8 protein-coding genes are annotated in these 12477 nt (G+C 66.3%); all 8 read left to right on the top strand.

The features are described 5' to 3' along the window. Positions 1-142 precede the first annotated feature (142 nt). Positions 143-1945, top strand: a complete 1803-nt coding sequence (locus tag QX126_RS17695) for a flagellar hook-basal body complex protein (RefSeq protein ID WP_315777184.1) — start codon at positions 143-145, stop codon at positions 1943-1945. A gap of 44 nt (positions 1946-1989) precedes the next feature. Then, positions 1990-3852, top strand: a complete 1863-nt coding sequence (flgK, locus tag QX126_RS17690) for a flagellar hook-associated protein FlgK (protein ID WP_315782607.1) — start codon at positions 1990-1992, stop codon at positions 3850-3852. A 15-nt stretch (positions 3853-3867) separates the two neighbouring features. Continuing rightward, a complete protein-coding gene (locus QX126_RS17685; protein ID WP_315782606.1) occupies positions 3868-5739 on the top strand; it encodes a flagellar protein in 1872 nt (623 codons plus the stop codon). Positions 5740-5831: 92 nt separating this feature from the next. Then, positions 5832-6638: a hypothetical protein gene (locus tag QX126_RS17680; protein ID WP_315738799.1), complete on the top strand. Its 807-nt coding sequence runs from the start codon at positions 5832-5834 to the stop codon at positions 6636-6638. Between the two features lie 11 nt (positions 6639-6649). Further along, positions 6650-8278: a hypothetical protein gene (locus QX126_RS17675; RefSeq protein ID WP_315782604.1), complete on the top strand. Its 1629-nt coding sequence runs from the start codon at positions 6650-6652 to the stop codon at positions 8276-8278. Between the two features lie 52 nt (positions 8279-8330). Next, a complete protein-coding gene (locus QX126_RS17670; protein ID WP_315782884.1) occupies positions 8331-9521 on the top strand; it encodes a hypothetical protein in 1191 nt (396 codons plus the stop codon). Positions 9522-9589: 68 nt separating this feature from the next. Beyond that, positions 9590-11026: an aspartate aminotransferase family protein gene (locus QX126_RS17665; protein WP_315782882.1), complete on the top strand. Its 1437-nt coding sequence runs from the start codon at positions 9590-9592 to the stop codon at positions 11024-11026. A 347-nt stretch (positions 11027-11373) separates the two neighbouring features. Next, positions 11374-12477 (top strand): flagellar protein (locus QX126_RS17660; protein ID WP_315782602.1); only part of this gene is annotated, 1104 nt, incomplete at its 3' end.

The following is a 12477-nucleotide window of genomic DNA, read 5'->3' as shown; positions in this document are numbered from 1 at the left end:
TTGACGCCGCTCTTTTTACGTTGCTATTTTCCAACCTGCTGATTTCGCAGCATTTTCACATCTGGCACAGCGATTGCGACAGCTCTCCACGAAACGCGGTGCGGGCCGACCCCGCCGCCGGCATCACAGTGGAGAGATTGGTATGGGTATCTTCGACGCGATGAACACTTCGGTGAGCGGTCTGTCCGCTCAATCATTCGCGCTGCAGAACATTTCCGGTAACATCGCGAACGCGTCGACCGTCGGCTACAAGGGCATCGGCACCAGCTTCGAAGACCTCATCCCGAACGCCACCAACCCCACGCGCCAGAATGCCGGCGGCGTCACCGCCTTCGCCAAGGCCACCATCACCACCCAGGGCACCGTCTCGACGTCCTCCGTCGCCACCAACATGGCGATCAACGGCGATGGCTTCTTCAACGTGCAGAAGGCCTCCTCGGTCGTCGACAACGTGCCGGTCTTCACCGGCGTCACCAACTACACCCGCCGCGGCGACTTCCAGCTCAACGCCAACGGCAACCTGATCAACGGCGCCGGCTATTACCTGATGGGCGTCGCGGTCGATCCGAAGACCGGCAACGCCACCGGCAACGTGCCGACCGTGCTGCAGTTCGCCAACAACTTCGTGCCGGCGCAGGCGACCACCGCGATCCAGTACGCCGCCAACCTGCCGACGCAGCCGAAGACCGCCGCGAGCGGCAACGCTGCGACCGGCACGCTGGTCGCGGCCGGCGGCCTCAACTCGGCCGATCTCTCCAACGTGCCGCTGCCGGTCGGCACCAACTTCTATGCCGACTCCACCGTGACCGGCGCCACCGCCATGAACAAGGTCCCGGCGCAGATCACGACCTCGACATTGTTGAGCGGAGCCAGCGGCGACTCGATCTCGAGCAACTTCACCGCCGGCGACACCATCACCCTGACCGGCAGCGCCGGCGACGTCGTCACCTTCACCTTCGTCGCCTCCGGCGCCTCGGGTACCCAGATCAATGTCGGCGACTCCGTCGGCACGCTGTTGGCGAAGATCGCGACCGTCACCGGCGTGCAGCCGACCATCACCGCCGGCAAGATCACGCTGCATTCCGGCAGCGGCGAGGACTGGAACTTGAGCAGTGCCTCCCCGGGTTTCACCGCGCTCGGCCTCACGTCACCTGTGGCGCTGACGCGCACGGCGAGTCCCGGCACCGGCATCGTGATCGGCAACGATCTCACCAACTTCAACAACGAGACGATCTCGGGCGGCGCGGTCACGGCCTACAACTCGTCGGGCACGCCGGTGAACGTGCAGCTGCGCTGGGGCAAGGTCGACAGCTCGACGCTCGGCACGGGCCACAAGGACACCTGGAACCTGTTCTACCAGACCGACTCGAACGCGACCGGCTCGACGGTGGCGTGGCAGAACGTCGGCACCAATTTCGTGTTCGCCTCCGACGGCTCGCTGGTGTCGCCGACGACCTCCAACATCTCCATTCCCAACGTCGTGGTCGACGGCACCACGCTCGGCACCGTCAGCCTCAACATCTCCTCGGGCGCGCTGACGCAATATGCGAGCACGATCGGCTCGGCGACCATCAACCAGATCAATCAGAACGGCTTCGCCGCCGGCCAGCTGCAGTCGGTCGCCGTCAACAACAGCGGCGTCGTCACCGGCACCTTCTCCAACGGCCAGACCATCAACCTGGCGCAGGTCACGCTGTCGCACTTCAACGGCACCAACTACCTGAAGGCGCTCGACGGCGGCGCCTATGAGGCGACCGACCAGTCCGGCCAGGCCATCATCGGCGCGACCGGCAAGATCTCGGGCGGCTCGCTGGAAGGCTCCAACACCGACATCGCCGACGAGTTCACCAAGCTGATCGTGACCCAGCAGGCCTATTCGGCCAACACCAAGGTGATCACGACGGCCAATTCGATGGTGCAGGATCTTCTGAACGTGCTGCGCTGATCGCGCTGAGACGTGGCAGTTGAATTGACACAAGGCTACCGAACATGGGTTTGAGTTCTGCCCTCGCTACCGCGATGTCCGGCCTGCGTTCGACGCAGGCCGCGCTCTCGATCATCTCCTCGAACGTCGCCAACGCGAACACGCCCGGCTATGTCGCGCAGAACCCGAACCAGATCGAGGTCGCCAGCGGCGGCTTCGGCTCGACGGTGACGACGACGGGCGTCAACCGTCAGCTCGATTTGTTCGTCCAGAACCAGCTCCGCACCGAGACCTCGGGCGGGACCTATGCCAATCAGATGGCCAACATCCTGGGTCAGCTGCAAACCGTGTACGGTACGCCCGGCGGCAGCGGCACGCTCGAGACGGCGCTGAACAATTTCACGACGGCGCTGCAGTCGCTGTCGAACAATCCGAGCAACCAGTCGGCGCAGTCGGTGGCGCTGTCGGCGGCGCAGGGCGTGGCGCTGCAGCTCAACGCGACGACCAAGGGCATCCAGACCCTGCGCACCAATGTGGAGCAGGACATCGGCAATTCGGTCACGCAGGCGAATGCCGCGATCAAGCAGATCGCGACGCTGAACATGCAGTTGCAGGGGCTCAGCCCCTCCGACCCGCTGTCGGCGACGTTGCAGGACCAGCGTGACAACGCCATCGACACGCTGTCCAAATACGTCGACATCCGTGTCGTCTCGGATGCGACCAACGGCACGAGCGTGTTCACCAATTCCGGCATCCAGCTGGTCGGCGCGGGCCTCAGCTCGGAGTTCACCTTCTCGTCGCCGGGGACGCTCGACGCCACCTCGCTCTACAGCAGCGATCCGACCAAGACCGGCGTCGGGCAGCTCAACATCAAGCTGTCGAATGGCGTATCGCTCGACGTCGTGTCGAACAATCTCCTGAACTCGGGGCAGATCGCGGCCGATCTCAAGCTGCGCGACCAGACCCTGGTGCAGGCGCAGACCCAGGTCGACCAGCTCGCGGCGACGATGGCCTCGGCGCTGTCCGACAAGACCACGGCGGGCACCGCGGTGACCGGTCCGCCGGCCGGCTTCGACGTCTCGACCACCGGGCTGCTGGCGGGCAATACCATCAATCTGACCTACACGGATTCGAGCAACGTCCAGCGCCAGGTCAAGATCGTCAACGTCAACGATCCAGCGGCGCTGCCGCTGCGGAATGCTACCGGTGCCAACCCGTCCTATGTCGGCGTCGACTTCTCGCTCGGCATGGCCTCGGTGGTGTCGCAGCTCAACAGCGCGCTCGGTGGCGCGCATCTGCAGTTTGCCAATCCATCCGGCACCACGCTGCGCATCACCGATGACGGCACAAGCCAGGCGACGGTCAAGGCGGCCTCGGCCACCACCACAGTGCAGACGCTCGCCAGCGGCAACGCGCAACTGCCGGTCTTCACCGATGGCGGCGCGCTGTACACCGGCGCGATCACATCGACCGGCTCGCAGATGACGGGGCTCGCCGGGCGGCTCAACATCAATCCGGCGCTGCTCAACGATCCGACCAAGCTGTCGACCTATTCGACCTCGCCGCAGACCGCGGCCGGCGACTCGACGCGGCCGGACTTCCTGTTCGCGCAGCTCACCTCGGCGACCTTCAGCTACTCGCCAACCACCGGCCTTGGCTCGGCGGCGCAGCCGTTCCAGGGCACGGTGTCCGGCTATCTGCAGCAGTTCGTCAGCCAGCAGGGCAGTGCCTCGACGCTGGCGACCCAGCTCAGCCAGGGTCAGAGCGTCGTGGTCAGCACGCTGAAGGAGAAGTTCCAGAGCACGGCGGGGGTCAACATGGACAGCGAGATGTCCAACCTGATCCAGGTCCAGAACACCTATGCGGCCAACGCCCATATCATGTCGGTCGTGCAAAGCATGATGCAGAGCCTGCTCCAGGCATTTTAGTGAGGCGCGTGTAAGATGTCGATCAGCAGTGTCAATTACGGAAATTCCCTGCTCGGCCTGTCCGTGCGGAACATCTCGAACCAGCTCGCGGACCTTTCCACGCAGCTCTCGAGCGGCGTCAAGGCGAACAACTACGCCGGCATGGGGCCCGACGAGGGGTTCGCGATCGCGGCGCGGGCGCAGCTCTCGAATATCTCGGCCTTCACGCTGACGATGACCCACGTCAATACCGTGATCGGCGCGGTCAATACCTCGCTGCAGTCGCTGTCCAAGATTCATGACCAGGTCCAGAGCGGCGCCTCGGCGACGCCGCAGAACCTGACCAGCACCGGCCAGACCACCGGACAGTTGACGGCGCTGTCCAACCTGTCGGCCATCACCGGCATCCTCAACACCCAGGTCGGCGATCGCTACATCTTCTCCGGCAGCGCCACCGACCGGCCGGCGATCGCGTCGGCCGACGACATCCTGAACGGCACCACGACGCAGGCAGGCCTGAAGCAGGTCATCGCCGAGCGGCAGCAGGCCGATCTCGGGCTCAACGGTCTCGGGCGTCTCAACCTTTCGGCGTCGGCCACGATGCCGATCACGCTGGCGGAGGACGTCGCCGGCTCGCCGTTCGGTTTCAAGCTGAGCGGCGTGACTTCGTCGCTCACCAACGCCACGGTGACCGGGCCGTCCGGCTCGCCTGCGGGCATTTCGGTCGACCTCACGGCGGGCAATCCGAATGCGGGCGACCAGATCAGCTTCACCTTCAAGCTGCCCGACGGCACCTCGGAATCGATCAAGCTGACGGCGTCGACCACGACGCCGGCGCCGACCAATACGTTCGCCATCGGTGCGACGCCGGCGGCCACCTCCGCCAATCTCAACGCGGCGCTCAACACGGCGCTGTCGACGCTGGCCAACACCTCGCTGACCGCCGCCTCGGCAATCGTCGCCGGCGACAACTTCTTCAACACGGCGAGCTCCGTGTCGGGAACGGCCGTCAACAACAAGGCTACGACGCCCGCGCCGATCACCGGGGCGACGCTGCTGTCGGGCCCGGCAAATAGCGACTCGCTCACGACCAATTTCACCGCCGGCGATACCATCGCCGTGAACGGGCAGACGCTGACCTTCGTCGCCTCCGGCGCCAACGGCAACAACCAGATCAACGTCGGCGACAGCGTGCAGACGCTGCTGTCTAAGATCGACACGCTCAGTGGCACGTCGAAGCCGTCGACGATCAGCGGCGGCGTGATCACCTTGCGCACCGACGACGCCGCCAGCTTCTCGGTGTCGAGCTCGAACGCGGGTGCGTTCGCGGCGCTGGGCTTCTCCGGCACGGTGACGGCGGCGACGCCGCCGTTGCGTGTCTCCGGCTCGCCGCTGGGGTCGGCGACCAGCCTCGTCAACGGGTCGGCCAACACCGTCGCCTGGTACACCGGCGACAGCGGTCCCGGCTCGGCGCGGTCGAGCGCGACCATCCGGATCGACACCGCGCAGAGCATTCAGTTCGGCGCCCAGGGCAACGAGTTCGCGATCCGCAACCTCGTGCAGCAGACCGCGGTCTATGCCGCCGTCAACACGCCGCCGGCGGGAGCGAATGCGCCGCAGCAGATCGGCGCGCTCAGCCAGCGCATCGCCGCCAACCTGACGCCGCAGCTCGGTCAGCAGTCGATCTCGGACATCCAGACCGATTTCGCCAACGCCCAGACCACGATGAAAGACGCCACGGCGCGTCAGACCCAGGCCAAGGCCGCGATGCAGAGCATGGTCGACCAGACCGAGGGCATCTCGCAGCAGGAGGTGGCGAGCCAGATCCTGCAGCTGCAGACCAACCTCCAGGCGTCCTACCAGACGACGGCGATGCTGGCCCAGCTCACGCTCGTGAAATATCTGTAGCGCCCCGGAGGCGGCGGTTAGGTTTTCGTTAACCACGTCTCTTTAGCTTTTGTTCAGATCTGGGGCGAGAGCCTCTTTGTCTGGAGGCGGACGTGAGTGACGGAACCGACGAGCGCATTCACTTGGTGATCGCGACACCATGCTTCGGCGGCCAGGTGTCGAGCATCTATGCGAGCTCGATCTTCGCCCTGCAGCGCGAGTTGCGCGCCACCTCGAACGTCGACCTGACCGTCCACATGCGCGACGGTGATGCGCTGATCACCCGGGCGAGGGCGAATCTGGTCACCCTGTTCCTCAATGATCCCTCGGCCACGCATCTGTTGTTCGTCGATGCGGATATCGGCTTCACGCCAAGGCAGGTGTTCCGGCTGATCGAGTCCGGCGGCGACATGGTCGCCGGTGTCTATCCGGTCAAGAAGGTCAATTGGAACAAGGCACGCCGCGCCATCAACGACAACCGGATGGACGTGCCGGCGGCGTCGCTCGATTACGTGCTGGAGATCGACAATCCGGACCACGTCGCGGTGGTCAACGGCTTCACCCGCGTGCGCTATGCCGGCACCGGCTTCCTGATGATCCGCCGCCGCGTCGTCGAGGCAATGATCGCGCACCCGGCCTACGCGCCGCTGCAGTTCTTCCGCGAGCATTCGCAGGACGCGCTGGCCGGCTGCCCGAACCGCTTCGCGCTGTTCGAATGCATGATCGATCCTGAGACGGGCACCTATCTCAGCGAGGATTTTGCGTTCTGCAGGCGATGGACCGATCTCGGCGGTGAGATCTGGGCCGATCTCGACAGCCGGCTCGATCATGTTGGTCCGTCCGTGTTCCACGGCAATGTCGCCTCGCAATTCGCGTCGGCGGTGGCGGTTCCTACCGCTGCCGCGGCCGACGCAGCCTGATGATCCGCGTGATGACCCCGGCGGCAACCCAGTCGCACATCTCTCAGCCATCCCCGATCGACCGGCGCGAGCAGGGCGCCGCGACCGGACTGCGTGATCTGTTTGCCTTGCTCGGCGATCTCCTGATCGACGGCGGCGACACGCGCCTGGCGCTCGATCGCCCCTGGGGCCGCAACGTCTATGGCTGCGGGCCGTCGCCCGAACCCGATGTGCTGTGCTTCGCATCGAGCACGGCCTCGCCGATTTCGGAACGCGCCTATGCGCGTGTCGAGCTGGCGCGCGAGCAACTGATGCATGCGGCGATCTCGCTCGGCCTCGACGCGGCGCTCGACCGGCGCACCGAGGAGATGCGCTGCGAATTGCGTGGATATCTCGGCCTTGCCGACGAGGTCGACATCGTGTTCTCGCCGTCCGGCACCGACTCGCAACTGCATGCGCTGGCGCTGGTGCGGGCGGTGCTGGGTGAGGCCGTCACGAGCATCGTCGTCGGCGGCGACCAGACCGGCAGCGGCACCGCCACGAGCGCCCGGGGACACCATTTCAGCACGCGGACGGCCAACGGTCTGGCGGTGCGAATGAACACTCCGATCGACGGGCTTTCGGGCGACGCAGTGTCGCTGCCGCTGCTCGACGGCGCATCGATGCAGCCGCGCGCTGATATCGACGCCGAGGTGCTCGACAGCGTCGAGGCGCTGGTGCGGAACGGTCGTAGCGTCTTGCTGCAGGTCATGGATTCCTCCAAGCTCGGCTGGCGCGCGCCGGACATGGCCTGCCTGGACGAGGTGGCGCGGCGCTGGCCGGGGCGCGTCCAGGTCGTCGTCGATGCCTGCCAGATGCGGCTCGGCGCGGCGCGGCTGCGCGATCATCTCGAGCACGGCCATCTGGTGCTCGTCACGGGCTCGAAGTTCTTCGGCGGCCCCGCCTTCAGCGGCGCGCTGCTGGTGCCCGCGGCCGCAGCGGCTGCGCTGCGCAGCGGGCATCCGATCGCGCCCGGCCTGTTCGACTACGTCAATCGCAGCGATTGGCCGCTCGCCTGGACGGATCTGCGCGCGCGCACCGCGCCGCGCGCCAATATCGGCCAATGGCTGCGCTGGGAAGCCGCGCTGGCGGAGATCGCGGCGTATCACGCCGTGCCTGAGACGTTCCGTCGGATGGCGATCCGGCAGCTCGGCGAGTCTATCGAAAGCCTACTGATGCTGTCGCCGGTGCTGCGTCCGATCACCACCCGCGTCCCCGCGCAGGATGGGAGCGATGGCGAATTCGGCTTTCCCACCATCTTCCCGTTCGCGCTCCAGCGCGATGGCGGTCCGCTCGGCCTCGGTGAGACGCAGGCGGTGTATCGCGCGCTGCAGCGCGACCTCGGCAGCCGCTTCACTGGACGCGCGGCCGAGGTTGCCGCGCGCCAGTGCCTGATCGGCCAGCCGGTGCGGATCGAGCGCGCGGGCGAGGCGCCGACGGCCGCGCTGCGGCTGTGCATCGGCGCGCGCCAGGTGACGGACGCGTGGTGCGCTGACGTCACCGTCGCCCGGGTCAATCTCGATTCCGACATCGACCGCGTCGCCGACATCGTCGCCAAAACAGAGCTGCTCGTATCGGATCTGAGCAGCCAGGATCTCAGGGACATCTGCAATGCCGACTGATTTGCTCGCGCTGGCCGAGGCCAGCGGCGCAGGATATGCCGACCGGATCGGCATGGCCAAGCTCGCCAAGGCCGCCTTCGACGGCCAGGACCTGAAACCGATGTGGGCCGCCTTGCTCGCCAAGCTGCTCGACGGCCGCGCGCAGCCGGGCGAGGGGCTCGATCTCGCGCTGGTCGCGCAGCTCATCGGCGAGAAATCGTCCGGGCTCGCGATCCAGTACGACGTTCTGCAGTCGCAGCAGCTCTACCGCGTTGCCAGCAACAGTGCGACGCCGCGGCTGCGCGTGCTCGCGCTCGCTGCGGCCACCGACATGGGCAGCAACACGCCGATCGAGTTCCTGCTCGAGGACAGCGACATCGAGCTGCTGCTGCTCTATGTCGTTCCGGGCGCGGACCTGCTGGCGCCTTTGCCCGCTCATGACGTCGCCATCGTCATCGCCTCCGATTCCGAGGATTGTCAGCACGCGCTGCGCGAGATCGATGCCGTCGCGGCGCGCTGGCCGCGTCCGCTGCTGAATCCGCCGGAGCGGATCTGGCATCTCGATCGCGACAAGCTGCATGCGCTGCTGGCCGGCATCGACGGGCTCACCATTCCGGCGACCATCCCCGTCGACCGCGAGCGTCTTATCGAGATCGCCGACGAGCGCGAATGGATCACGGACGTCGACCACTCGCTCGCCTTCCCGGTCATTGTCCGGCCGCGCGGCTCGCATGCCGGCGTCGGCCTCGAGAAGATCGACGAGCCGCTCGAGCTGTCGCTCTATCTCGACGAGCGCGACGAGCAGGAATTCTTCGTCTCGCGCTTCGTCGACTATGCCAGCGAGGACGGCCAGTTCCGCAAGTACCGCATCGTGTTCGTCGACGGCACGGCCTACGCCTGCCACATGGCGATCGCGCGGCGCTGGGACATCTGGTACCTCAACGCCAACATGGCCGGCAGCGAGAGCAAGCGCCTCGAAGAGGCGACCTTCATGCAGACCTTCGATATCGGCTTCGGCCGCCGTCACCGCAGCGTGCTCGATGCGATCGCCGCGCGCGTCGGCCTCGATTATTTCATCATCGACTGCGCCGAGACCAGGGACGGCGCGCTGCTGGTGTTCGAGGCCGACAACACGGCCGTCGTCCACAACATGGATTCGCCGGAGGTCTTCCCCTACAAGCCGCCGCAGATGCAGAAGATCTTTGCGGCCTTCGCGGCCATGATCGACAAGCGCGCCGCGTCGCGGGCGGAGCAGGCGGCGTGACCGCCGGGCTGCGCATCGATCCAGCATCGCGGACGGCGGAGACGCTCGATCCGCAACATTGGGACGAGATGCGCGCGCTCGGTCATCGCATGCTCGATGACATGATCGACTATGTCGCTGATATCCGCGACCGGCCGGTATGGCAGCCGATGTCGCAGGCGACGCGGCGGTGCTTTCGCAGCGAGCTGCCGCATGCGCCGACCGATCTCGCCGATGTCTATCGCGACTTCAGCGAGCTCGTCGTTCCCCATGCGACCGGCAACGTTCATCCCGGCTTCATGGGCTGGGTCCATGGCGGCGGCACCGTGGTCGGAATGCTCGCCGAGATGCTCGCTGCCGGATTGAACGCCAATCTCGGCGGCCGCGATCACGCGCCGATCGAGATCGAGCGGCAGGTCGTCGACTGGATGCGCCAGTTGTTCGGCTTTCCGGCAAGCGCGAGCGGCATCTTCGTCACTGGTACGTCGATGGCGAACCTGATGGCCGTGCTGGTGGCGCGCCGCTCCACGCTCGGCGCGTCGGTTCGCAATGCCGGCCTCGGTGACGACGGCCGGCGCTTGCGCGCCTACACCTCGAGGGCCGCGCATGGCTGCATCGCCAAGGCGATGGACATTTGCGGACTGGGCAGCGACGCGCTCGGCTGCATCGCGGTGGATGCCGCACATCGCGTCGACGTCGGCGAGCTGCGGACCGCGATCGCGCGCGATCGCGCCGCGGGACTGCATCCGTTTCTCGTCGTCGCCTCGGCGGGCACCGTCGATATCGGCGCCATCGACGACCTCGCTGATATTGCCGAGCTCTGTCGTGCCGAGGGGCTCTGGTTTCACGTCGACGGCGCCTTCGGTGCGCTCGCGATGCTGTCAGCGGAGCTCGCACCGAAGCTCGCCGGCATCGAGCAGGCGGATTCGATTGCGCTGGATTTTCACAAATGGGGGCAGGTGCCCTACGATGCGGGCTTCCTGCTGGTGCGCGATGGCACCAAGCATCGCGACGCCTTCGCCTCGCCGGCCGCCTATCTGCGCCGCGAAACCCGTGGTCTCGCGGCGGGCACCGAGTGGCCCTGCGATCTCGGTCCTGATCTGTCGCGCGGCTTCCGGGCGCTGAAGACCTGGTTCACGCTGAGGACGTTCGGCACGGACGCGCTCGGCGCCGTGATCGCGCGAAGCTGCGAGCTCGCGCGCCATCTGGAGGCGCGGGTGCGCGCCGAGCCCGAGCTCGAGCTGTTGGCGCCGGTCAATCTCAACATCGTCTGCTTCCGCTATCGTGTCGACGATGCCGATGCGCTCAACGGCGAGATCGTCGCCGACATCCACGAATCCGGCCTCGCCGCGCCGTCGACCACGATGCTCGACGGACGGCTGGCGATCCGTGCCGCGATCGTCAATCATCGTACCGGGACGAGCGACATCGACCGGCTGATTGCGGCGGTCCTCATGTTCGGCCGCCAGCGCGCGGCCGGTCTCACGCCGTTGATCGAGGTCGATGCGCCGCCGCTGGCGCTCTGAGCGCAAACCGCATCTCGGCGTCGTCCGCTGGTCGATGACGACCGCCGGCAGAATGTCGCCGCGCGTGTCGAAACCTTTCCAAAGGTGGTTGACGCGTTGTGAACGACGGGCGCGTTTGTTGAATCAACGAGCCTTTTCAAAGGGCGTTCTTGCGCGATGACGCGGCAATGAGCCGCGCCGATGCGCCTGTTCCGCTGATTGAGGCGGCTGCGCACCACAGCCCTTCAGCGTTTGTTAGCCACTGCCATTCACCGTGACGCCCGTCGTCCGGGGTCGTTCAAATCGACCTGGGCTGCACCCTGATCTCGAAGGGATCGGGGTTTATTTCACACCAGAAGGGTATGAAAATGTCAGGTATCGTCCTCTCGGCGTCGGTGCGCCAGAATCTGCTGTCGCTTCAGTCGACGGCTCAGCTCCTCGCCACCACCCAGAACAATCTCTCCACGGGCAAGAAGGTCAACTCGGCGCTCGACAATCCGACCAACTTCTTCACCGCCCAGGGTCTCGACAACCGCGCTTCCGACATCTCCAATCTGCTCGACGGCATCGGCAACGGCGTGCAGGTGCTGCAGGCCGCCAACACCGGCATCACCTCGCTGCAGAAGCTCGTCGACAGCGCCAAGTCGATCGCCAACCAGGTGCTGCAGAGCGCGGTGGGCTACTCCACCAAGTCGAATGTCACCTCCGCGGCTCTGACCGGGGCGAGCGCCACCGACCTGCTCGGCTCCAGCTCGACGGCTGTGACCGGTTCGGTCGTGCAGAACGACAACACCACCCCGGCGGCGATCACCGGCTCGACCAAGCTGTCGGGCACGGCGGGCACCGCGTCGAACAACCTCGCCACCGGCATCACCTCCGGTGAGACGCTGGTCGTCAACGGCACCACCTTCACCTTCGTCACCGGCACGTCCTCGTCCGGCACCAACATCGGCATCGGCGACAGCGTCAGCAACCTGCTGTCGGCGATCCAGACCCAGACCGGCGTCACCGCGTCGATCACGGCGGGTGCGATCACCTTGACGCCGCCGGCGGCGGGATTGACGCTCTCGGGCAGCACCGGCACCTTGGGCAAGCTCGGGCTGACTGCTGTCGGCGACGGCTTGTCAGGTCAGACCTTGACGGTCGGCGCCACAGGAGGTGGCACGGCGACCAGCATCACGTTCGGTCTAGGGACAGGACAGGTCAAGTCGCTGAACGATCTCAACGCCAAGCTCGCAGCCAACAACCTGCAGGCCACGGTCGACTCGTCCACCGGCAAGATCTCGATCACCACGACCAACGACGCGGCTTCGGCCACGATCGGCGCGATCGGTGGTACGTCGGCTGCGGCCAGCCAAGCCTTCAACGGTCTGACGGCGGCGGCTCCGGTGGCGGACGCGACCGCGCAGACGCAGCGCGCGAGCCTGGTCTCGCAGTACAACAACGTGCTGGCGCAGATCAACACGACCGCG

The organism is Bradyrhizobium sp. SZCCHNPS1003 (assembly GCF_032381555.1).
GTDB lineage: Bacteria > Pseudomonadota > Alphaproteobacteria > Rhizobiales > Xanthobacteraceae > Bradyrhizobium.
The sequence above is the reverse complement of the archived record's forward strand: the minus strand, read 5'-3'. Positions and strand labels throughout refer to the sequence as shown.